Source organism: Peribacillus sp. NJ4 (assembly GCF_030348345.1).
GTDB lineage: Bacteria > Bacillota > Bacilli > Bacillales > DSM-1321 > Peribacillus.
This window is the reverse complement of the sequence record NZ_JAUCFQ010000001.1, coordinates 4,273,455-4,296,598: the sequence shown is the minus strand read 5'-3', so window position 1 is coordinate 4,296,598 and position 23,144 is coordinate 4,273,455. Positions and strand designations below refer to the sequence as shown.

21 protein-coding genes and 1 riboswitch are annotated in these 23,144 nt (G+C 42.5%); of the genes, 9 read left to right on the top strand and 12 right to left on the bottom strand.

Annotation, left to right across the window (positions count from 1 at the left end):
- Window positions 1–7: 7 nt before the first annotated feature.
- Window positions 8–310 (bottom strand): phasin family protein, encoded by a 303-nt coding sequence (locus QUF94_RS21400; RefSeq protein ID WP_289317606.1) that lies wholly within the window; start codon window positions 308–310, stop codon window positions 8–10.
- Window positions 311–558: 248 nt separating this feature from the next.
- Here QUF94_RS21400 and QUF94_RS21395 point away from each other — a divergent pair, with 248 nt between their 5' ends.
- A complete protein-coding gene (locus QUF94_RS21395) occupies window positions 559–1,308 on the top strand; it encodes an SDR family NAD(P)-dependent oxidoreductase (RefSeq protein WP_289317605.1) in 750 nt (249 codons plus the stop codon).
- 2 nt (window positions 1,309–1,310) lie between these two features.
- Here the strand turns inward: QUF94_RS21395 and QUF94_RS21390 are convergent, their stop codons facing one another.
- Together QUF94_RS21390 and QUF94_RS21385 are read right to left on the bottom strand one after the other, a co-directional pair.
- Window positions 1,311–1,541 (bottom strand): hypothetical protein, encoded by a 231-nt coding sequence (locus QUF94_RS21390; protein WP_289317604.1) that lies wholly within the window; start codon window positions 1,539–1,541, stop codon window positions 1,311–1,313.
- A gap of 66 nt (window positions 1,542–1,607) precedes the next feature.
- A complete protein-coding gene (locus QUF94_RS21385) occupies window positions 1,608–2,399 on the bottom strand; it encodes a TIGR00266 family protein (protein WP_289317603.1) in 792 nt (263 codons plus the stop codon).
- 192 nt (window positions 2,400–2,591) lie between these two features.
- On the opposite strand from QUF94_RS21385, the gene glpK reads away from it, so the two are divergent.
- Together glpK and QUF94_RS21375 are read left to right on the top strand one after the other, a co-directional pair.
- Window positions 2,592–4,082: a glycerol kinase GlpK gene (glpK, locus tag QUF94_RS21380; protein WP_289317602.1), complete on the top strand. Its 1,491-nt coding sequence runs from the start codon at window positions 2,592–2,594 to the stop codon at window positions 4,080–4,082.
- Between the two features lie 67 nt (window positions 4,083–4,149).
- Window positions 4,150–4,617, top strand: coding sequence for a CBS domain-containing protein (locus QUF94_RS21375; protein ID WP_289317601.1), 468 nt, complete (start codon window positions 4,150–4,152; stop codon window positions 4,615–4,617).
- Window positions 4,618–4,670: 53 nt separating this feature from the next.
- Here QUF94_RS21375 and QUF94_RS21370 read toward each other — a convergent pair whose 3' ends face one another.
- From QUF94_RS21370 to QUF94_RS21355, 4 genes are all read right to left on the bottom strand, one after another.
- The gene (locus QUF94_RS21370; RefSeq protein WP_289317600.1) at window positions 4,671–6,785 is read right to left on the bottom strand and encodes a peptidoglycan D,D-transpeptidase FtsI family protein; all 2,115 of its coding nucleotides are present in this window, start codon (window positions 6,783–6,785) and stop codon (window positions 4,671–4,673) included.
- Window positions 6,786–7,183: 398 nt separating this feature from the next.
- Window positions 7,184–7,537, bottom strand: coding sequence for a hypothetical protein (locus tag QUF94_RS21365; RefSeq protein WP_289317599.1), 354 nt, complete (start codon window positions 7,535–7,537; stop codon window positions 7,184–7,186).
- 74 nt (window positions 7,538–7,611) lie between these two features.
- Window positions 7,612–8,715, bottom strand: a complete 1,104-nt coding sequence (locus tag QUF94_RS21360; RefSeq protein WP_289317598.1) for a DUF2515 family protein — start codon at window positions 8,713–8,715, stop codon at window positions 7,612–7,614.
- Window positions 8,716–8,823: 108 nt separating this feature from the next.
- A complete protein-coding gene (locus tag QUF94_RS21355) occupies window positions 8,824–8,994 on the bottom strand; it encodes a hypothetical protein (protein WP_289317597.1) in 171 nt (56 codons plus the stop codon).
- Between the two features lie 512 nt (window positions 8,995–9,506).
- On the opposite strand from QUF94_RS21355, the gene QUF94_RS21350 reads away from it, so the two are divergent.
- From QUF94_RS21350 to QUF94_RS21340, 3 genes are all read left to right on the top strand, one after another.
- Window positions 9,507–11,258 (top strand): ABC transporter ATP-binding protein, encoded by a 1,752-nt coding sequence (locus tag QUF94_RS21350; RefSeq protein WP_289317596.1) that lies wholly within the window; start codon window positions 9,507–9,509, stop codon window positions 11,256–11,258.
- Window positions 11,255–13,273, top strand: a complete 2,019-nt coding sequence (locus QUF94_RS21345) for an ABC transporter ATP-binding protein (protein WP_289317595.1) — start codon at window positions 11,255–11,257, stop codon at window positions 13,271–13,273. The genes QUF94_RS21350 and QUF94_RS21345 overlap by 4 nt, the downstream gene beginning before the upstream one ends.
- Before the next feature lie 137 nt (window positions 13,274–13,410).
- Complete coding sequence (locus QUF94_RS21340; protein ID WP_061461980.1) at window positions 13,411–13,659, top strand: type B 50S ribosomal protein L31; 249 nt, start codon at window positions 13,411–13,413, stop codon at window positions 13,657–13,659.
- Between the two features lie 110 nt (window positions 13,660–13,769).
- Here QUF94_RS21340 and metC read toward each other — a convergent pair whose 3' ends face one another.
- Window positions 13,770–14,951: a cystathionine beta-lyase gene (gene metC / locus QUF94_RS21335; protein WP_289317594.1), complete on the bottom strand. Its 1,182-nt coding sequence runs from the start codon at window positions 14,949–14,951 to the stop codon at window positions 13,770–13,772.
- Window positions 14,948–16,060 (bottom strand): methionine biosynthesis PLP-dependent protein, encoded by a 1,113-nt coding sequence (locus QUF94_RS21330; RefSeq protein ID WP_289317593.1) that lies wholly within the window; start codon window positions 16,058–16,060, stop codon window positions 14,948–14,950. Before QUF94_RS21330 ends, metC begins: the two co-directional genes overlap by 4 nt.
- Window positions 16,061–16,145: 85 nt before the next feature.
- Window positions 16,146–16,259, bottom strand: a riboswitch (SAM riboswitch).
- Window positions 16,260–16,608: 349 nt separating this feature from the next.
- Here QUF94_RS21330 and fumC point away from each other — a divergent pair.
- Window positions 16,609–17,991: a class II fumarate hydratase gene (fumC, locus tag QUF94_RS21325; RefSeq protein ID WP_289317592.1), complete on the top strand. Its 1,383-nt coding sequence runs from the start codon at window positions 16,609–16,611 to the stop codon at window positions 17,989–17,991.
- Between the two features lie 109 nt (window positions 17,992–18,100).
- Window positions 18,101–18,343, top strand: a complete 243-nt coding sequence (locus QUF94_RS21320; RefSeq protein WP_289317591.1) for a hypothetical protein — start codon at window positions 18,101–18,103, stop codon at window positions 18,341–18,343.
- A gap of 67 nt (window positions 18,344–18,410) precedes the next feature.
- Here QUF94_RS21320 and QUF94_RS21315 read toward each other — a convergent pair whose 3' ends face one another.
- Together QUF94_RS21315 and QUF94_RS21310 are read right to left on the bottom strand one after the other, a co-directional pair.
- Window positions 18,411–19,556: an ABC transporter ATP-binding protein gene (locus tag QUF94_RS21315; protein WP_289317590.1), complete on the bottom strand. Its 1,146-nt coding sequence runs from the start codon at window positions 19,554–19,556 to the stop codon at window positions 18,411–18,413.
- Between the two features lie 124 nt (window positions 19,557–19,680).
- Window positions 19,681–20,565, bottom strand: coding sequence for a PucR family transcriptional regulator (locus QUF94_RS21310; protein WP_289317589.1), 885 nt, complete (start codon window positions 20,563–20,565; stop codon window positions 19,681–19,683).
- Between the two features lie 232 nt (window positions 20,566–20,797).
- Between QUF94_RS21310 and QUF94_RS21305 the strand changes: the two genes are divergently transcribed.
- Window positions 20,798–21,832: an NAD-dependent epimerase/dehydratase family protein gene (locus tag QUF94_RS21305; protein ID WP_289317588.1), complete on the top strand. Its 1,035-nt coding sequence runs from the start codon at window positions 20,798–20,800 to the stop codon at window positions 21,830–21,832.
- 148 nt (window positions 21,833–21,980) lie between these two features.
- Here the strand turns inward: QUF94_RS21305 and QUF94_RS21300 are convergent, their stop codons facing one another.
- Window positions 21,981–23,087, bottom strand: a complete 1,107-nt coding sequence (locus QUF94_RS21300) for an iron-containing alcohol dehydrogenase family protein (protein WP_289317587.1) — start codon at window positions 23,085–23,087, stop codon at window positions 21,981–21,983.
- Window positions 23,088–23,144 lie beyond the last annotated feature (57 nt).

The following is a 23,144-nucleotide window of genomic DNA, read 5'->3' as shown; positions in this document are numbered from 1 at the left end:
CCTCCTGTCACGATTGTATATTTTGGTTCTGTTTCTCCAAAATTACGATACGTCGCTCCAATTCCTGAACTTCTTCTTTGGTTGCCAAGTTTAGGCCGTTGAGCGCTTGGTTGACTTTGGCCTTGACGGAATCATCCAGCTGCTTTTGGGCTTGTTCCCCTTTTTCGACCCATTGCTTAATAAGAACCTTGGAGTCTTCTTTACTGATATCGCCTTTTTTTACAAGAGAGTCCACTGCTTTTTCAATTTGTTCTTTTGTAGCAGCAGCAGCACCTAATCCTAAAGAAAACACATTTTTTAATAAGTCCATTTTTACATTCCTCCAATATAAATTTTTACACTGTAAGAAAGATAATAGCGGATGCCTTTCACCCTGGTTCATTCATGTTGTTTCTATTATCATACATCACTTTAAGGAAGCTGCAAAAATATAAGGGTCCTGATGATTATTGATGATAAGGAAAAGGATTTGTTGATCAGTCAAGGAAAATTGTTTGAAGTGAAGCGAATTGGATATTATGATAGGGAAAAATACGCTGTGAAAGTGGGGATGGAATAATGGGTTTCACTAATAAAACGGTGATTGTTACAGGCGCTTCGAATGGTATAGGGAGAGGTGTGGCAAAAGGATATGCAGAAAGCGGAGCTTCAGTCGTTCTCGCAGATTTGGACGAGCGGGAAGGTCTTCTGTATGTGGAAGAGCTCAAAAGTAATGGTCATGAAGCCATGTTCGTTAAAACGGATGTTCGTAAGGAAGCAGACATCCGACATTTGATGGATGTAACTCTAAAAACATATAAGACCATTGATATATTAATCAATAATGCGGGAAAGGCATCATTCAAATCGCTTTATGATCTGACGATTGAGGAATGGGACGATATGATGAATACGAATTTGCGAAGTGTTTTCCTTTGTTCCCGGGCGGCGGCAGAATCAATGCGAAAAAATGAAACGGGGGGTGCAATCATCAATTTAGCATCAACTAGAGCAATAATGTCTGAGCCGGATTCAGAATCCTATGCAGCGACAAAAGGTGGGATCAAAGCACTGACACATGCACTTGCTGCTTCTTTAGGCAACGAGAAAATTACGGTCAATTCGATTTCTCCGGGGTGGATTGAAACGGGTGATTATGAATCGCTGAGGGATAAAGATCATCAACAGCATTTTTCCAATCGGGTTGGCAAACCGGAAGATATTGCAAGGGCCTGTCTTTATTTGACGGCAACGGAAAATGATTTCGTTACGGGTGCGGATCTTATCGTCGATGGAGGTATGACAAGAAAAATGATATACGAGGAGTAAACTCATTTTTTTCGATAAAGATATTGCAATTCAGTTCCGAGCTCACGGTTTAGCAGCTGTTCCATTTCTTCTAGCTCTTTTATACCGATAGGGGCATCGGCAGCTGTCCAGTGAACGGTATAAACAAAATAGTAATCTCTTATTTTTCGGAAAATAACAGGAGAATTCGGGAATTGATCAAAAATTGCCCTGATATTATAGCTTCTCATGTAAGACCACTTAACAAGCTGCATCTAGCTATCCATCCTTTTCAAAAGAGATCAATGACTGCCATGATGGGGCAGCCATTGGTCCGGTTCTTATTTATCGTTGAATAAATTGAATAAGCCTCTAGCTACGCTGCCTTCTTCGGATGATCCTCCATTTTGCGGCGCTGCAGCAAATACACGGCTGGCAAGCCGGCTGAATGGCAAAGATTGCACCCAAACGGTTCCGGGTCCTTTTAATGTTGCAAAGAATAAACCTTCGCCTCCGAATAAAGCGGTTTTCACGCCTTTTACAGTTTCAATATTATAATCTACCCCGCTAGTCATTGCCACTAAACATCCTGTATCGACGCGTAAGACCTCTCCTGCAGACAATTCTTTTTTATGGATCGTGCCGCCGGCATGAACGAAGGTCATTCCATTTCCTTCAAGTTTTTGCATGATGAAGCCTTCGCCGCCAAAGAAGCCTGCCCCTATTTTTCTCTGAAACTCTATTCCGACAGAAACGCCTTTTGCTGCCGCCAGGAAAGCGTCTTTTTGACAAATGATTTTCCCGCCGAGCTCGCTTAAATCCATCGGAATGATTTTACCTGGATAAGGCGAGGCGAATGAAACGTGTTTTTTATCTCGTCCTTCATTCGTAAAAGCCGTCATGAAAAGACTCTCACCAGTAAGGAGCCGTTTCCCGGCACCGAATAGCTTACCCATCATTCCGCTGTCACCATTTGAAGACCCATCACCAAAGATGGTTTCCATCTTGATTTGATCTTCCATCATCATTAAACTTCCAGCTTCGGCAATCACGGTTTCCTGAGGATCCAATTCCACTTCAACAAACTGCATGTCATCTCCATATAACTTAAAATCTATTTCATGATTATTCAATTTCCATTCCTCCTATCGACCTTAATTTCATTGTAAAAGATAAACTCTTAACCTGCCAATATTTTTCAATTTTTCAGCCGTAATTTATATATTTTTTGTTTTCACGGGTATATCTAGTAAAATGAAGAAAGAAAAAACAGCATGACACTTAAGCTGAAATGAACCTTTTCTTAAGTGCAGGAGGAGACAACCATGGAAACTTACATACTATCATTGGACCAGGGAACGACAAGTTCCCGGGCCATTTTATTTAATAAAAGCGGGGAAGTTTTGCATATTGCCCAAAAGGAATTCACCCAATATTTCCCGAATCCAGGATGGGTGGAGCACAATGCCAATGAAATTTGGGGTTCCATTTTATCGGTAATCGCTTCCTGTCTATCGGAAATGAATGTAAAACCGGAACAGATTGCTGGAATTGGCATCACGAATCAACGGGAGACGACCGTGGTATGGGAAAAGGGAACAGGTCAGCCGATTCATCATGCCATCGTTTGGCAATCCCGGCAGACAAGCGAAATCTGCGCACAATTGAAGGATGAGGGTCTCGATGAATTATTTTTGCGGAAAACCGGTTTGTTGATTGATGCTTATTTTTCCGGTACAAAGGTGAAATGGATTCTCGACAATGTAGATGGGGCACGGGAAAAGGCTGAAAACGGAGACTTATTGTTTGGTACGATCGATACATGGCTGATATGGAAACTTTCGGGTGGTAAAGCACATGTGACCGATTATTCGAATGCGTCAAGGACGCTGATGTATAACATTCATGATTTGAAGTGGGACGAAGAGCTACTGGAAATTCTTCAAGTTCCGCAATCGATGCTGCCGGATGTTCGTTCTTCATCGGAGATATACGGGAAAACAGCGCCACACCATTTCTTTGGCCACGAAATCCCGATTGCCGGGGCAGCTGGAGATCAACAGGCAGCTTTGTTCGGCCAAGAATGCTTTGAAAAAGGAATGGCTAAGAATACGTACGGCACCGGATGCTTTATGCTGATGAATACAGGAGAAAAGGCAGTGAAATCAGAGCATGGTCTGTTGACCACGATTGCATGGGGGCTGAACGGAAAAGTCGAATATGCATTGGAAGGCAGTATTTTTGTTGCAGGTTCGGCAATACAATGGTTAAGGGACGGATTGAAACTCTTGCATGACCCGAAAGACAGTGAAAAGTATGCTTTGCGGGTCACTTCAGCCGATGGCGTCTATGTAGTCCCCGCATTTGTCGGATTAGGTACCCCTTATTGGGATAGTGATGTCAGGGGAGCTGTATTCGGACTAACAAGGGGGACATCGAAAGAGCATTTTGTCCGGGCAACATTGGAAGCGTTGGCCTACCAGACAAAAGATGTCCTTAGCGCGATGGAAGTCGATTCAGGGATTAACTTGAAGGCTTTGAGGGTCGATGGCGGGGTTGTCAAAAACAACTTTTTGATGGAATTTCAAAGCGGCCTCTTGAATGTACCAGTCGAAAGACCGGTTATTAGTGAAACGACAGCGTTAGGTGCAGCGTATTTAGCTGGGCTTGCGGTCGGATATTGGGGAAGTCAGGAAGAGATTTCAAAGCTATGGGCAGTCGATAAGAAATTCGAACCAGAGATGGAAGAACAGGAACGGAAGGGTTTATATAATGGCTGGAAAAAGGCAGTTCAGGCGGCAAGGGTTTTTAAATAGAGTTAGTAAGGGTATTAATAGAAGAGAGATAAATACAGAACGTCCAAATTAAAAAAGGGGTGGTAATATGTTAGTTAAGGATTTCATGATAAAGGAAGTCTACGTAGCCCGTCCTGATTTTACATTAAAGGAAATTCTGCGAATCTTAATCGAAAATAAAGTGGGCGGTGTCCCGGTCGTGGATGAACATGATAAGCTATTGGGAATGGTGACGGACGGGGATATCCTTCGTTATTTGACACCTGCCGAGGAAGCCATCATGGGGTATTTCACATACATTACGGTTCTTCCTGGTGAAGAATTGGATGAAAAGGTTACATCCAAGATGAATGATAAAGTCTCACAAATCGTTAAAAATAAAAGAATTACAAAGCTATCCCCCGAAGATCCGTTAGATGAATTGATAAAGGTACTTTCCAAGCATCATTTCAAGAAAATCCCCGTCGTGGATAAAAATGATAAAGTCGTCGGCATCATCAGCAGGGGAGATGCACTTAGGGCCCTATATAAGGAATTCGTTCAAAAGCTGGAATAAATGGAGCATCACAAAAAGGCCTGCTCGTAATCGAGCAGGCCTTTTTGTAATTATCATTGAGTGCTTTCTACTGCCTTATCTGCATCAGATTCACCTTTTGCTCTTTTTTCCTTCAATTTAAAGTAGGCGTCCATTACGTCCCGCCCGATACGTTTGTTAATATCATCAGAGGGCTTGCCTTGATACACCCAGGGCACGACGACAGAGAATGCCACTTCCGGATTATTGTGAGGTGCATAACCTGCAAGTGTCAGATTGATAGTCGGGACTGGCGAGCTATATTGATTCCTCCGCGGTCCGTCGTAAAAGGCCTCGGCAGTACCCGTTTTTGCTGCCGCATGGTAGGACTTCCCGCCGAAATATTTATATGCTGTCCCGCCTGGCTCCTGGGCAACCTGCCTGAATCCTTCCTGGACACGCTGAATCCAAACGTCTTTCCCGCCTAAATCGTTTAACACTTTAGGACTCATTGTTTTAAAGACACTGCCCAATTCATTGTGTTCGTTGGATGGATTCCTGATTTCCTTGACCATATGTGGCTCAAGCCTTTTTCCGCCATTTGCAATCGTCGATGCGTATTGTGCCAATTGCATTGGAGTATATGTATCATACTGCCCAATCGATAAATCCAGCAGCAATCCGTCTGTTGAAGTATCGACGCCTTTAAATCCGACAGACTCATTAGGCAGGTCGATGCCAGTACGGACACCCAATCCGAATTGAGCAAAATGATTTCGCATGATCGCATATGCTTCCCTGTTGATTCCTAACGGTCGATGAGGGATATAATGCCCGCCGCCAATTCTGATCGCCGTCATGAACATATAGACATTCGACGATTTTTTTAAAGCGGAGACATCCGTTACATACCCTAAAGGGCTATAAGATTTTTTTGGATTTGCACCAGCTAAGTAAAGTGGATGGTCATGAAACGCCGTCCCTGGTGAGATGGCTCCAGTCTGAAAGCCCGTGTAGACCGTAGCCCCTTTAACAGATGACCCCATCGTATAGGAGGTAGTAATGTTTCCAAGGGCGAAATCTTTCATTTCGGTTAAGCCTGTTTCACTGTTACGTCCGTATTGCCTACCGGCCATCGTAAGCACTTCACCTGTATTCGGGTCCATTAAAACGACGAAGGCACGATCCAATAAGTAGGTATTTCCCCTAGCTTTAGTTCTGCGTAATTCGCTCTCGATGATTTTTTCAACCTTTTGCTGCAGCTCCATATCAATTGTCAGGATCAAGTCTTTTCCGCTTTGCCCTTCAGTGAGGGTATTCGTTTTGAGGACTTCCCCTTTGCTCAGCACATTTTCAATCCGCGTCTTTTGACCGCGCAGAACATCTTCATATTGTTTTTCGATATAACTTTTTCCGACCCGGTCATTCCTGGTATAGTCGCGTGCCAGATAATAGTCAATATTTTCACTGGGAATGCCTTCTTCGGAAGAAGAGACTTTGCCTAGAACCGACCGGAGGGTCTTGTCATACTTATATGTCCTTTCCCAATCCGTCGTTACATCCACGCCGGGCATTTCATCCAAATGTTCACTAACCCTGGCGAATTCTTTTGTGGTGACATCTTTATTCTTCACGATTGACGGTGCGAGGGCATAGCCACTATTGAATTCCCGAAAGATGGCGATCACTTCCAACTCATCCTTGGTGAATTTCTTGATATTTTCATCGGTTACCCGTTCCATTTGAAGTTTGTATAAATCTTTTTGCTCCAGTTTCTTTTCGATTACTTTCTTCCTCTCGGCTTTGGTAATCAAGGATTCGGCTTCTTTTGGATGTTTTAAAATCCAAAAATCCTTTTTATCCGGCAGTGTTACCTTTTTTGTATCTTTTTCTATCAAGGTAGCAAGGACCTCCGCCGTCTTCACCATATCAGCCGCTTTCGTATTCGGGTATTTCGTATAAGTGATGGCGTTCCGCGGCTCATTATCAACGACCGGATTCAAGTTGCGGTCATACATCTTACCACGGGGAACGGGAGTATTGGCCACATCGTTTTCCGTTCGGTCGACTTCGCGAAGGTAATCATCCCCATACACGATTTGGACGATGCCAAGCCGGATTATTAAGCTTGAAAATAAAATGAATATTAAAAAGAACATAAAGTTCAGTCGGAAAGGAATTGGGGTTTTTTTCTTTTTTTCTTTGGCCATGATTAACATTCCTTTCTAGTAAAAGTAAAAAATAAGAAAATTCCTATCTCCAATGATATATAAAATTAACTTATTTTTCTATGCTTTATCCGTAAATTTATCTATATTTCCAAAAGATTGTTTAAGAGTTATAAAATTCCTAGTAGTCTCTCAATTGGGAAAATTTATTTAAATTTATATGACAAATGATTTGGGTGGGGTTCTAATAGATAAAGAGTGGGGGAAGCAGCACGGCGGCAATCAAGAGGAGAGATGCTTTATAGAGTTGCTCATGTGAAAAAGGAATGCTCAAATCAAAGTACTTGGAGAGATGGTCATGGTGAATGAACGATCAATGACTTTAAACCTTCGAGAATTCATTCACAATGCCTTAAGTACCATGATTTTTTATTCAAGCATTAATTTGCTTCAGATTTCCTAACGGGAGTTAGAGTCGCCACACTGATAATTTCTTTGAAATATCCGCATAGCTCAAGCCATTTTTCCGGGTAAATATAGATGAAACGTTCAATCGTTTCTATAGAGTGAAGTATCAGGCAATCGATTTGATCCGTTTTTCGCTTCTGTAAATTGAATAGAAGCTCATGCGGGATGGTGTAATAAGGATGGATTTGATACGGATTCAGTATGACCGGGGAAATATTCATTTCGTCCCTATACTTGTCCGTCATGATCTTTTGGATTGTAAAGCTTTCGTTAGTATGTAAATCCCCGAATCTGTAGTTTGGATTCAATAGTACAATGCCTCTCATTTGAATCACCCATTCTTTTTGCTAACCATTCTTGCCAAATGGAGGATGGGATATTCAAAGTAAGAGGCCTGATGCTAGAAAATGGCTTTCATTCCGTTAAGGGTCTTGAGCTGCTTGACATTTTCGAGCACCTTGTTGGTCAGGTCCGCCTTTTTAGTAATCGGTGAGCTTCGTAAATCTTCTATGAAGCTTTCATTCGAGAACCAATCAATGGGAGGGAGAGGAAAGACTATTTGATCTGCCCATGCATCATGAAGAGTGGGGCTGTAGACTTTAGCATCTTTTGCCGTGGTTGGGTCTGAGGTATATATTTTTTTCCAGTAATCCTCTCTGGAACCCGTGTGTGGGACCTCTTTTGTAAATTGGCTAACACCGCGAAAAACAACCGGATGCTGAAAAAGAAGCCCATATAAGAATTTTCCCGTTTCTATACGCTGTTTCGGATCGGCAAAGCGTTCAACGGTCAGGCCTGTCAAGGAATGGAGTCCGTCTTGCTTGTTTTCGTAAGGGAAGATCACATTCATGAAGCCTAAGTATTCCTGAAGCTGAAAATCAAGCCTTCGGAGGATTTCACCATGGCGGGTACGTTTTAGTACCCTTTCCTGAAGCATTCTTTGTTCATTAATGATGAGGGATGTTGTCAAAAGGGGTGAATGTGGTTCTTCGATGAAAGATTCCCAAATCGGGGCCATGAATCTTGAAATGCGGAATACCTGTAAATATTTCCTTATTGGAAGTGCTTTTTGTTTAGAAAGTTCATATAAAAGGAGCTGGGGGAAGGCATCGGCAAATATGGCTGAATTGGCGCGCTCAAGGAACAGGAAAAATTTCTGCCGTTCCGCTTTGTCAAGAAGATGGGTCATGGATGAACTTTTCAAGTCAGTCATATGGTATCCTCCATTCCTCGAAACCATATGTGCTAAAAAGGCCCAATGGACCTCTGGATTACGATTGTAAAAGGCGAGATATGCTTGTGTTCTTGTGATATTGTTCCTGTTCAAGGCAGCCGTTTCGGTACGAATGCTTTTTACAAGGGCGGTTTCCTCCGGAAAAAAAACTTTTGACTCATCCAAAGGCTGAAATAGCTCTTTTTGTAAATGGGATTTTAGCGTGTCATATCTTTCAGCATCGATGATGGGTTTGGTTTTGACAGGGTTTTTGCCTAACAACTTCTGCACATATTGGGAGAACATACGATCACCACGAATGTTTTTCGATCATTATATGCAGAGCCGTCAAGAAAGGGGCGTTACATTTGCAACGCCCTTGATGGTTTTCTTTTGTCATCAGTTATTTTTCTTCTTCTTTTCCCTGTACAATAAAATATAATAAACTATCCAGAAAAGTAACACAGGAATGAAGGATAACGGTCTATATTGGACCGGTACGGCAAATAAGATGAAAATGGATGAAAGTAAAAAGGGAACCGCCAGGAGTATATATTTTCTCCAGTGCATATGCTGAACCTCCTTAGGTTACGTCATTCTTATAAGAATAAAGGATTATCCATCAATAATCTAGAAAAGTCACAATTGACAAAAATATACACACGTAGTAATCTTTAAATATAAGTTAAAAATTACCATTAATCAATGTAAAAGGAGGCGAACGTCATGACTAAATCAGTTAAGCATATGGATGTTACAACCGAATATCATACGTCCGCCTGCCCTGAGACTTTGTCGTTCTAGACAAAGGATTGAGAACGTGTTCATTCATCATTTTAAGCGCAGGTTGTGGAATTTTCGCGGCCTGCGCTTTTATATGTGTTCTTACACATCTAAAAAAGCTTCCGCTAATTGGCGGAGGCTTTTTTGGCATTTTGGATTCAGGTGCAATAGCATCCTTTCCATATAAAAGATAGGAGGAATTTTAAATGAGACAAAAGAAATTGGGAATCTTACTGCACCCCGGAGATCCAGAAAGCGGTTAGCGAAGGGAAAGGTTTGAACAAAAGGGAGGGGAATTCATGTTTGCGATTTTTAAAAAGTTGTCCTGGTTCTTTAAAGAACAGTGGCGGCGTTATACCTTGGCCATTTTATTCCTATGTCTAGTGAATATCTTGGAGGTGATCCCGCCAAAATTAGTCGGGAATGCCATCGATGATATGAACAGTGGAAGCATGACGCAGGAAGATGTCATGAAATACGTTATTTATTTGCTTCTGGTACTGAGCGGCAGCTACCTATTTGGGTACTTATGGAGTTATCTGTTATTCGGCGGCGGAAACTTGGCCGAACGAAAACTAAGGTCCGGATTTATGGGCCATTTGCTGAAAATGACGCCGACTTTTTATGAAAAAAACCGTACAGGGGATTTAATGGCAAGGGCAACCAATGATTTAAAGGCAATATCCCTCACAGCTGGTTTCGGGATATTGACGCTAGTTGATGCGGTGCTGTTCACCATTACGGTTGTGGTCATGATGGGAGCCACCATCAGCTGGCAGTTGACGATTGCGGCGGTGCTGCCACTTCCGATCATGGCAGTGATGATGCAAATATACGTGAAAAAAATTTACAAACGTTTTACTGATGCACAAGCTGCCTTCGGTTCTTTAAATGACAAGGTCCTGGAATCCATTTCAGGTATCCGTGTCATCCGGGCTTATGTCCAGGAACGGGAGGATGAAAAACGATTTGATGAAATGACGGAGGATGTATATCGCAAAAATCTCGCCGTGGCTAGAATCGACGCCCTTTTTGATCCAACGATCAGCATCATCATCGGAATCAGTTATTTAATCGGTTTGGGCTATGGGGCTTATCTTGTTTTTCAACAGGCCATAACTCTTGGCGGACTGGTTTCGTTCAATGTTTACCTAGGCATGTTAATTTGGCCGATGATTGCGGTGGGTGAACTGATCAATGTCATGCAAAGGGGAAATGCTTCGCTGGATCGTGTTCAAGATACCCTTTCATATGAAGCGGATGTGAAGAACCCATTGGGTTTGGAGAGTATTCCAAATCCGGAAAATATTGAATTCGATCAAGTGTTTTTTACATACCCTTCCTCTTCAGTAGTCAATCTATCCAATATTTCTGTACAGCTTGAGCGTGGTCAAACATTGGGTATCGTCGGGAAAACAGGAAGTGGAAAAACGACATTCGTGAAGCAATTGCTACGGGAATATCCTCTAGGAACAGGAGAAATTGCTTTGGCGGGAATTCCGTTGGAGCAACTGGATCTGGAAGATATTCGTAACTGGATCGGTTACGTTCCACAGGACCATTTTTTATTCTCGAAGTCTGTTAGGGAAAATATCTTATTCGGTAAAATGGATGCAACAGAAGATGAACTAGCTGAAGCTATCCGGCTTGCGGATTTTGAGAAGGACTTAATGATGCTGCCTAACCGTCTTGAGACACTCGTCGGTGAGAAAGGTGTCGCTCTATCTGGAGGGCAAAAGCAGAGGATCTCGATTGCCAGGGCACTGATCAAAAATCCGGAAATCCTTATATTGGATGATTCCTTATCCGCTGTAGATGCGAAAACGGAAACGACCATCATCGAAAACATTCAAAATGAACGGGCAGGGAAAACGACCATCATCACAACACATCGCTTATCAGCCGTTCAGCACGCGGATAGGATTATCGTGTTGGACAGCGGGGAGGTCATCGAAGAGGGGACTCACGGAGATTTACTGCAGAATAATGGCTGGTATAGGGAGCAATACGATCGACAGCAGGTTGACCAAGGGACGGAGGTGAAGGCATGAAGGTCGTAAAGAAACTTTTTAATTATGCTGCACTATATAAAAAATTGATCATTGGCGCCCTGATCATGCTGGCACTTTCGGTAGCCGCCGATTTGACGGGTCCATTCATTGCCAAGAAAATCATCGATTCACATATACTTGGCATCGAATCTTCCTGGTATGAAACGGTTAAAGGAAAAGATGCTGTTAAGTATGATGAAAATTGGTATAAACGGGCCGATTACTTTAATGAAGGTGAGATGAAAGGCAGGGAAGTCCGCGTTTTGCAGGTTGGCAATCAATTTGTCTTCGTAGATGAAGCCGTGCCTATGGATGGCCGAAGAAGCTTGGAGAACCAATCGTTGATCATCAAGAAAGACGGGAAAGAGCAACGGGTGCAAGCGGTTAAATTGACCAGTCAGGAAGTGATGCGGTTTTATCAACCGGAAATTCCGCGAATTTTTAAGCTTGTGGCTTTTTATTTTGGCCTTGTCATCATTTCCTCCATTTTTCAATATGGGCAGAGTTTTTATTTGCAGAAAGCGGCGAACCGAATCATTCAAAAGATGCGAAATGATATTTTTACGCATATTTCCCGTTTACCGATACGCTATTTCGATAATATGCCAGCGGGAAAAGTGGTAGCCAGGGTCACTAATGATACGGAAGCGATCCGGGAATTATATGTAACGGTGCTCGCCAACTTCTTCTCGAGTACGATTAATATCTTCGGCGTTCTGATTGCTTTGTTCATTCTGGATGCACGTGTCGGTACCATTGGGCTTTTACTCATTCCGATCATCGTTATCTGGACGACGGTATACCGTAAATTCGCCTCAAAATATAATCACATCATTCGGGAACGGGTCAGCGATATTAATGGGATGATCAATGAATCCATTTCTGGAATGAGCATCATTCAGGCATTTGGACGTGAAAAGGAGACGAAGCAATCTTTTGAAAATTTGAACCGGGAGCACTATTCCTATCAAAATAAAATGCTCCATTTGAATTCGTTGACGGGTGGAAACTTAATTGGTGTCATTAAAGTTCTGGCGCTAGTGGCATTCGTCTGGTATTTCGGGGGGATTTCCCTTACAGCGAGTTCAGCCATTTCTTTAGGGATGATGTATGCAATTGTTGATTTGATCAGCCGCCTGCTTCATCCGCTTCACGGAATCGTCAATCAGTTCGCTAACCTAGAACAGGCACTTGTTGCAGGGGAGCGGGCATTCAGTTTATTGGATGAGCAGGGATTGGCAGTCAGTGATGAAAACATATCCAGATACAAAGGAAACGTGCAATTCGAAAATGTTTCTTTTGGCTATAAGGATAATGAATATGTGTTAAGGGACATTTCCTTCTCAGCTAAACAAGGGGAAACGATCGCTTTAGTTGGCCATACTGGATCAGGAAAAAGTTCCATAATGAATTTATTGTTCCGTTTTTATGACAGTAGTGATGGGCAAATCAAAATTGACGGAAGAAATATTTTGGATATTCCCCATCAAACGCTTAGGGAGCATATGGGAATCGTCCTCCAGGATCCCTATTTATTTACTGGCACCATTGCTTCCAATATCAGTCTGAATCATAAAGGCATCACAAGGGAAATGGTTGAAAAATCATTAAGGGATGTAGGGGGCGACAAAGTGCTGAAGCATCTTCCTTTAGGGCTGGATGAACCTGTGATTGAAAAAGGAGGAACGTTGTCTTCTGGACAGCGGCAGCTAATCTCTTTTGCACGTGCTCTTGCATTCAATCCGGCGATATTGATTTTGGATGAAGCGACGGCAAGCATCGACACAGAAACCGAGGCAATTATCCAGAAGGGAATGGAAGTGCTGAAAAAAGGGAGAACGACCTTCATCATTGCACATAGACTCTCCACGATTAAAAATGCCGACCAAATTCTTGTACTGGATAAAGGGCGGATTGCTGAGCAAGGTACACATGAAGAATTAATGGAACTAAAAGGGAAGTACTATCAAATGTATGAGCTGCAGGCTGGGCCGCATAAAGGGATGGCCGGTTGAAACACAATTGAATAAGTATGGATAATCAAGATTAAACTTATAATGAAGGTGCCGTTATTGGCACCTTCAAGCACAATTCTTGATAATAGTAATCATTACGTTTAACATATACCTATACTAACGATGAGGTGATAATAGTGAAACAAGAAATTCATCCCGATTATCGACAAGTAGTATTCATGGATACCAACAGCGGTTATAAATTTTTGACAGGTTCCACGAAAACATCCAATGAAACGATCGAATGGGAAGACGGCCAAACGTATCCATTATTAAAAGTGGAGATTAGTTCGGATACGCACCCTTTTTATACTGGAAAGCAGAAGTTTGCTGAAAAGGGCGGACGGGTGGATCGCTTCCTGGATAAATATAATATGAAGAAATGAGAGTAAGGCCATCGGGAAATCGTTAGCCTTTTGTTATGGATGGGTTGAACAAGAATTTAAATGATGCAAACAAAAAGGGTGCCCATAAATATGGGGCACCCCTCCTTTTTTCATTTCGCAGCAATTGCTTCCCCTTTTGCAATATTTACAAGGGCCGCATCGAAGTCCTTGATTAAATCGTCCGGATTTTCAAGTCCGACAGAGAGACGAAGCAAGCTGTTCGTGATGCCCCGCTTTTCCCTTTCATCAGCAGGCATGGCAGCGTGGGACATTTTGGCCGGGTAGGATAATATGGATTCGACAGCTCCAAGGCTTACGGCAAAAACAGGAAGCTCGACAGTGTTCACGAAAGAGCGGAAGACTTCTTCGCTTTCCAATTCAAATGATAGGACCGCACCGGCTCCAAGTGACTGGCCTTTCTGGATGGCGTGCTGTGGATGATCTGCTAGGCCGGGATAATACACTTTTTTAACCAAGGGCTGCTTCTTTAAGTAGGCGGCAATCTTTTCTGCCCCTTTTTGGGAGTGCTCCATTCTAACGGACAAGGTTTTCAGACCTCTCATTACTAGCCAGGCGTCCTGGACACCAAGAATCGCTCCAAAGGAGTTTTGGAGGGAACCGAGTCTTACTGCCAATTCCGGATCTTTCACTACAGCAAGTCCAGCTACCACATCACTATGTCCGGATAAAAACTTCGTCGCACTATGAAGGACAACATCAGCGCCCAGATTCAGTGGTTTCTGTAATGCTGGCGTCAAGAATGTATTATCAACAAAACTTAAGGCCCCGGCTTTTTTTGCGATTTCACAAACGGCTTTAATATCGGTCACTTTAAGTAATGGATTTGAAGGCGTTTCGATGTATATGGCTCTCGTATTTGGCTGAATGGCCGCTTTGATGCTTTCAAGATCCGTCATATCAACGAAAGTATGCTCAATATTGAAACGTGTCAAAACACTTGTGACCATCCTGAACGTTCCTCCGTACACGTCTTCGGAAATGACGATATGGTCTCCGGCAGACAACAGCAGGAAAGCTGTTGAAATGGCTGCCATTCCTGATGAAAAGGCAAAACCGTGTGTGCCTTCCTCAAGTTCGGCAATGATATCTTCCAGCGCTTCGCGAGTTGGGTTCCCGCTTCTGCTGTAATCATATTTACCGAATTGATCGATATCGGATTGATGGAAAGTGGAAGCGTGCTGAATGGGGACGCTCACACCGCCTGTTGCCGGATCGAATTTATGTTGATTATGGAGTAATTTGGTTTCAAAGCTAAAATCATGATCGGTCATCGTAGTGCCTCCCTTTTTACGTGTGCGAATGCTTCCTGTAAATCCTGAATCAAATCGTCGCTGTCCTCAATGCCGACGGAGAAGCGAAGCAGGCGATTACAAACCCCATTGGCCGTTCTGACTTCAAGAGGTATATCGGCATGTGTTTGTGTAGCAGGATAGGTGATGAAGCTTTCGACCCCACCAAGGCTTTCTGCAAACGAAATTAATGAGAGTGATTGTAAAAATGGGTTGACCGCCGCTTCTTCAATGATGCGGAAGGAAATCATGCCGCCCCTACCGGGATACAATACGTCCGTAACACAATCATGTTCCGACAAGTAATCTACAAGTACCTTTGCATTCTTTTCATGACGATCCATCCGCAATGCCAGGGTTTTCATTCCGCGCATCAACAGCCAAGAATCAAAGGGGCTCAAGACAGCACCAGTACCATTATGATGGAAGGCAAGTGCATCACATAATTCCGCGCCGCTGGCCACGATCAGTCCGGCCAGCACATCATTATGACCACCGAGATACTTGGTAGCACTGTGAATCACAATATCCGCTCCAAGCAGGATGGGTTGTTGAATAAGAGGCGTGTAAAAAGTATTATCAACGATTAACAATAAATCAAATCGTTTGGCCAATGCGGCAACGGCGCTAATATCCGTTTGCTGCATAAGAGGGTTAGTGGGAGTTTCAATGAAGATGGCTTTCGTGTGAGGAGTGATGGCTTTTTCGATATCCTCCAAACAACAAGTGTTCACATAGTCACACTGCAACCCCCATTTCTTAAAACCTTGTTCTAACAGACGATATGTACCCCCATAAAGATCTTCGCTGACAATCCATGCATCACCTGATTTAAATAAGGCCAGTATAGTAGAAATGGCTGCCATTCCTGAACTGCAGGCATACCCTTGGTCGCCTTTTTCCAGATCGGCGATGGATCGTTCCAATAGTTGGCGTGTAGGATTACCTGTCCTTGTGTAATCGAATCCAGTCGATTGACCGATTCCTTCGTGGCGAAAAGCAGTTGAAAAGTATACCGGCGGATTGACTGTTCCTGTCGCCGTTTCGCTGCGATTTCCTAATTGAGCAAGATATGTTTCAGTTTTGTACATAGTTTTCACTGCTCCTTTGAGTTATATAAAATAAAAAAAGTCTTCTTTAAGAAGAAGACTTTGATTAAGTAGGGACGAGTCATTCTTCTTATCTTCCAAGTTCACAAACTTGTGGAATTAGCACCTTTTCATTGGTTTGAAACAAATGAAGGTTGCTGAGGTGTCATCGGGCCATTCCCTATACCTCTCTCGATAAGAGTTTAGATTATTCAATTTCTTTTGAATTTACTATAAATACAAAATACTGTCAAGAACAAGTTTGATGGATATTGCTTCGATGTTCATGACTAGGTCTATTGGAGCCTAGCGGTGTCAACACTTTACGTGTCTAAAAAGAATATCCGGAATTTGCATGTGGTCAGGGATAATCCTGAATGATCCTGTTGAATGAATTAATTGAATTTTTCAGAAAAAGGGGAGGCCTGGCCGGATATTTTTGCTTTAAAATAATAAAGTTTGTACAATGTAAGGAGAGAGAATAATACGACATTATTCATTTCATATACTTAAGGTCTTCGATGAATAGTGCAAACATAGGAGGAGAACACATGGATTACAGAATCGAACGAGATACGATGGGTGAAGTGAAAGTTCCTGCCGATAAATATTGGGGAGCACAGACCGAGAGAAGCCGTAACAATTTCAAAATCGGTAATGAAAAAATGCCGATTGAATTGGTTCGTGCATTTGCATACGTTAAACAAGCTGCGGCAAAGGTGAACTATGATCTCGGTGATCTTTCAGAAGTTAAAAAGAATGCCATCGTTAAGATTTGCGGCGAAATCCTTGAAGGTACGCTTGATGAACATTTCCCGCTTGTAGTTTGGCAAACGGGAAGCGGGACGCAAAGTAATATGAACGTGAATGAAGTGGTCGCTAACAAAGGGAATGAATGGTTAAAAGAAAATGGTGAATCGGAAACACTTCACCCGAATGATGATGTAAACAAGGCACAAAGCTCCAATGATACTTTCCCGACCGCCATGCATATTGCAGCCTTTATGGAGGTCGCTGAAAAGTTGGTTCCTGCCATCAAAGCACTTCGTGATACATTCGATTCAAAAGAAAAAGAGTTTTGGGATGTCGTGAAGATTGGCCGGACACATCTTCAAGATGCAACACCACTGACATTAGGACAAGAAATTTCTGGCTGGAAAGCGATGCTTGATAAAGATCTAGCGATGATTGAGGAAAGCAGCCAAAAATTATTGAACCTGGCTCTAGGCGGAACGGCAGTAGGAACCGGAATCAATACAAAAAAAGAATTCCCGGGACTTTCCGCAAAACAAATTGCAGCAGATACAGGACATCCTTTCGTCACATCGGATAATAAGTTCCATGCATTGACAAGCCATAACGAAATCGTTTATGCACACGGTGCTTTGAAAGCATTGGCAGCGGATTTAATGAAAATTGCGAACGATGTCAGATGGCTGGCAAGTGGTCCTAGAAGCGGAATCGGCGAAATAGCCATTCCTGAAAATGAGCCAGGCAGCTCCATCATGCCGGGTAAAGTCAATCCAACACAGAGTGAAGCGCTTACCATGATTGCGACACAAATCGTTGGTAACGATGCTACAATTGGATTTGCAGCAAGCCAAGGTAACTTTGAATTGAACGTATTCAAACCAGTCATCATCTATAACTTCCTACAAACAGTGAAATTATTGACGGAAGGCATTCACTCTTTTAACATTAATTGTGCGGTTGGCATCACTGCAAATGAAGATAAGATCAAAGAAAATGTAGATCGCTCCCTTATGTTGGTAACAGCATTGAACCCGCATATTGGTTATGAAAAAGCAGCCAAGATCGCCAAAACTGCATTCAAGGACAACTCTACCTTAAAAGAAGCGGCCTTGAAATTGGAGTTCCTCACGGAAGATGAATTCAAAGCATGGGTCGATCCCGCTGACATGGTTAATAAATAATTCCATAGGAGTGCCCTCCCGCCGGTTTTAGGGAGGGTGTTTCCATGTGTTAAAATAATGAAAGCAACAAATACTGAGATCATAAGTATCGGGAACAGGAGGAATAACAATGTCTTTATGCCCGCTTTGCAACGGTCTAAGAAAAATTCATGTAAATTGCCCGGAATGCAGCAGCAATCTTGAGGATAAAGGGAAATTCATGGATTACGATGATGATTACAGTGCTTATATGGATATCGACACACTTAAGCTGAACGATGGATACCCTCAATCCCTTCAAAAAGGCCAATGCCCGCATCTTATGAAATGCTCTGAATGCGGACATGATGAAGTGGTATTGGTCCAGGAATAGATTTGACCCTTATTTAATATTTGAATAAACGAAAAAAAGACCCATTCATGAACGGGTCTTTTTACGTTTAATTGGCAGATAACTTCATGCTTTCCTGCATTTGTTCGTCCTCTTCAACTAAAATGCGATGTTCGGTCCCTTTATCAAAAAAGTGTGCTTTATTCATGTCAAGGGCTAGTTTTATGTTCTCGCCTGCCTGGATAATATTCTTGGCATCTACCCGTGCGACGAAGTCCTGCCCCTCTAATGTGGAGTAAAGCATGATCTCCGCGCCCATGAGTTCAGCTACATCAATTTGGGTTGTGAATGTACTGTTGGGGGACTCCGTGAAGTAATCTCCTTCGTTATGGAAATCCTCCGGACGGATACCAAGGATCATTTCTTTTCCGACATATCCTTGATCACGCAGCATTTTCATCTTCAATCCGGGTATTTCAAGCGTTTGTTCGCCAATTTTAAACATGCCTTCTTTTAATGTTCCGGTAAAGAAGTTCATGGCAGGCGATCCGATGAAGCCGCCGACAAAAACGTTTATGGGTTTCTCGTAAACGTCTTTTGGGGCACCGACCTGTTGGATGATACCATCTTTCATTACGACAAGGCGTGTCGCCATGGTCATTGCCTCTGTTTGGTCATGTGTGACATATATCGTTGTGGTGTCCAGCCGTTTATGTAGTTTTGCGATTTCAGCACGCATTTGAACCCGCAGCTTTGCGTCGAGGTTGGATAATGGCTCATCCATTAAAAATACTTTTGCATCCCTTACAATTGCACGGCCTAGTGCCACACGCTGGCGCTGACCACCTGAAAGGGCTTTCGGTTTCCTATTTAGCAGCTCTTCAAGTCCGAGGATCCTTGCAGCTTCATTGACCCTTTGCTTGATCTCCGCTTTTGGCGTTTTCCGGAGCTTTAATCCAAATGCCATATTGTCATAGACTGACATATGTGGATATAAGGCATAGTTCTGGAAAACCATCGCAATATCACGATCTTTAGGGGGGACATCATTGACTCGCTTGCCGTCTATAAATAAATCCCCTTGGGAAATGTCTTCCAGTCCGGCAATCATCCGTAAAGTCGTCGATTTGCCGCAGCCTGAAGGTCCCACAAAAACTATGAATTCCTTATCGGCAACACGAAGGTTGAAGTCTTTAACAGCTGTCACCTTTTTATCATAAATCTTGAATATATGATCTAATACTAACTCTGCCATGAAAAATCCCCCTTTTAAACTCTTGATTACTTGTACCAATTAAATATAGTCTAAGCTATCAGTTTAGAAAAAAGTATGGGCACATTGCACAAAAAAGGAAAAAAACCCCTGTTTGTAATGAAAATTATTCATTCAGTAAAAGAATCAAGTACGCAGTCAAGGCGTGACGAAAGTTCCTAATATCGAGACCAGTTCTTTCAGAGAATTTATCTATCCGGTATTGTAAGCTGTTCCGATGTATATAAAGCTGTTTGGCGGCATAGGTGGCATTGGAATTACATTCGATATACGTTTTGATCGTTTTGATAAGTTCAGTATCCTGCTTGGTCTTGCCGAGAATCTCATTGATATACCACCTTGCATTCGTAACGGAAGGGTCATTTATTAATGAGTGGGGGATGATGTCTGCCAAATTAGCAACCTTTAGATCCGGCAGATGCACTTGTGCCAAATCAAAACATTTTTTCTCCTGGTTCCTGTGATGATGAAGGTCTTGATTTACAGGGTGAAAGCGCCCGGTGAACATACGTGTCTTTACATAAAAGTCACTTTCAAGCGTGGAAGAAATGGCGATTAGTTCATTATTTGATAAAGATTCATCCTTGTCCGTTTCAATTAAGATTCCTGACGTTTCATTTTCCCAGACCAATGCTGCGTCAGATGGAACGAAAGCGAGGAAGGCGTCTTCAAAATCGGAGATGGAAAAATCAGCATGAGTCAGCTTGAAATGAATGAATCGAACATTCTCCCAGCTTGTTAAGGGCAATGGTGCATTCGGTTCGGATAAAAAAGTTTTCCATGATACGTCTTGATACGTTTTTGGGTTATTTGGGTTTATGGAAGGAGCAAATAGCAGTTCCAATAAACGGATTTCTTCTGTTGTGATTTCTGAACGGGGAATCCCAAGTATACTTCTAGAGTCTTCGAACCAAACATATTCAGAAATTTCATCAGTATCCATTTTATTGGTAATAGTATTCGGGAATTTTTGTTTAAGATTTTCAAGCATCGTCTCCACCTTCTTTCTTCATATCCATATCATTATAGCGAAAAAGAATAAAGTGCAAAAGATTAAGAATATTACTAGTTTTTAAGAAAAACCACCTGACAAGGTCAAATCATTCCGGTAACGCAAATTCATGGTTAAAAAGCGAGTTGAAAGAAAAGTTGAAAGTATTGTTAATTTTAGGCAAGGGTTTTGCGTATGCTTTATGGAATATCGTTTAAGAGGAGGCGATTGTATGAACATTTTAATATTGGGTGGTACACGGTTTATAGGCCGGTATTTAGTTAAAGCTGCGATTGAGAAAGGGCATGATGTCACACTTTTTAATCGTGGAAGCAACCCTGATGTTTTTGGCGAAATCGAACAATTAAGAGGGGACCGCGACGGGGATCTGGAAATGTTGAAGGAAAGACATTGGGATGCAGTCATTGACACATCGGGTTTTATCCCTCGAACTGTAGAGAAATCTTGCAGATTACTGAATCAGGTTAAACATTATACATATATTTCAAGCTGCTCAGTTTATAAGGATCCAAGCAAACCGGGCATTGATGAAAATGGAGCGGTTCATACACTAAATGATGAAAAAGTAGAAGAAATCACCCGTGGAACGGCTGGACCGATATACGGGGAATATTATGGTCCGCTAAAATCATTGAGCGAAAAAGCAGCTGAAAAAGAACTGCCGGGGAAAGTCTTGTCAATTCGTGCTGGCCAAATAGTAGGTCCATATGATTACACTGACCGTTTGCCATACTGGCTTAAGAGAATAGCGGAAGGGGGAGAAGTTTTATCCCCGGGACGCCCTGGCCGTCCAATCCAATTTATCGATGCAAGGGACTTAGCTCAATGGATCATACAAATGATAGAAAAAAGTATGACAGGTGCATATAACGCCGTGGGACCGGATTACACTCTAACTATGGGTCGTTTACTTGAAGACTGTAAAAAGGTGACAAGAAGCAATGCTGCCTTTACATGGGTATCTGAAAAGTTCTTGATGGACAATAAAGTCGAACCGTGGGGAGAGATGCCTTTATGGATACCGGAAGAGTTCCCTTTTCCAGGAGCCAAGGAACCTTTGAATGGATTTTTGGCTTTTGATAACAATAAAGCCATCAATAATGGACTAACATTCCGTCCGCTTTCTGAAACACTCGAAGATATTTGGGATTGGGAAAAGAACCGACCAGAGTCAGCTGATAGAAAAGCTGGTATCCACAGACAACATGAAAGTGATCTCCTTCGATTATGGAAACAGACTGTCTGATGAAAGCTTCTTTTATTAGACTGAAGGATTGGCACCACATTATGTTTAATGATAGGTGCATAGAGAAAAGGGTGATTTGAAACAAGCAATGTTATGATTTGATTCCTTTATGTATTAAAAAGCGATGGGGAAAAACCCCATCGCTTTTTCAGTCCATGGATGTGCTTGCGTGGGTTGTGAGGACTTCAAGGTTTTCCATGGCTGCTGTCACTTTTTCCCGGTTAATATCAGGGAAAAGAAGATGGATGCCTTCCCCTTCTTTGACAGAGTGGGCTGCAATCTCTTGAAGTTCCGCCCTATGTTCAACCGTCAGACCAATATCAAACAATGTCATAGGCAGTTTAAGCACCTGGTAGAATGGAAGTAATTGTTTTATTTCTGAGAATTTCCCTTCCAACATAAGCTGGACTAAAATGCCATAAGCCACTTTTTCCCCGTGAAGTAAATGATGAGTTTGCGTAATGGAAGTCATGCCATTATGAATGGAGTGGGCACCGGCAATGCGCAGGTACTGGTCACCAAAGCCGCCAACTAGACCACTGGTGATGATGTTCGTTTCAATTACACGCTTTAGTGCGTCTGTCCATTTGCCCTTTTCCAAATCCGCTAGGGCTTCCTCGCCATATGTCAATAATACTTCCTGACATTGCCTTGCGGCCATATGTGCCAATTCAATACAAACGGACTTTGTGGCAAGTTTTTCGACCAGTGCATTGCCCTCATACCATTTCGCCAATGTATCGCCGATTCCTGCCCGTAAATAGCCAATAGGCGAATCCAATAGAATTCCCGGTTCGATAAATAACATCCAAGCGCTTTTTTCATGAATATCATAGCGGACATAGGAACCATTATCATCATAAATGACACTTAACGGTGTCCAGGCAGCGCAGGTGGAAGCCAGGGTTGGAATGAGGATGATTTCCTTTTGAAGCGAGTTTCCGGCCGATTTGGCGAGATCGAGCAGCTTACCGCCTCCAATGCCGATTAATGCATCCACACCTTGTTCAAGAGCTGACTTCTTGACGCGTTCAATTTCCGGGTCACTGCATTCCCCGTCGTATGTGAAAAAAATCGTCTCAATATTTTCGAAAGAAGGAAAAAATGGTTCAGCAACTTTCCATGATTTTCTTCCATGAATAACGAGCACTTTACGAATGTTCGCTTTACTCAGTTTTGCTTCCAGTGTTTCAAGGACATTAGCTTTACAGGCATAATAGGCTGGGCCGCTGCGGACTTCCAGTAGGGTATTCATATTCGTTCTCCTTAATGTAAAGGCCTGTTTCCCTGAAAAGGGAAAGCAGGCCTCGAT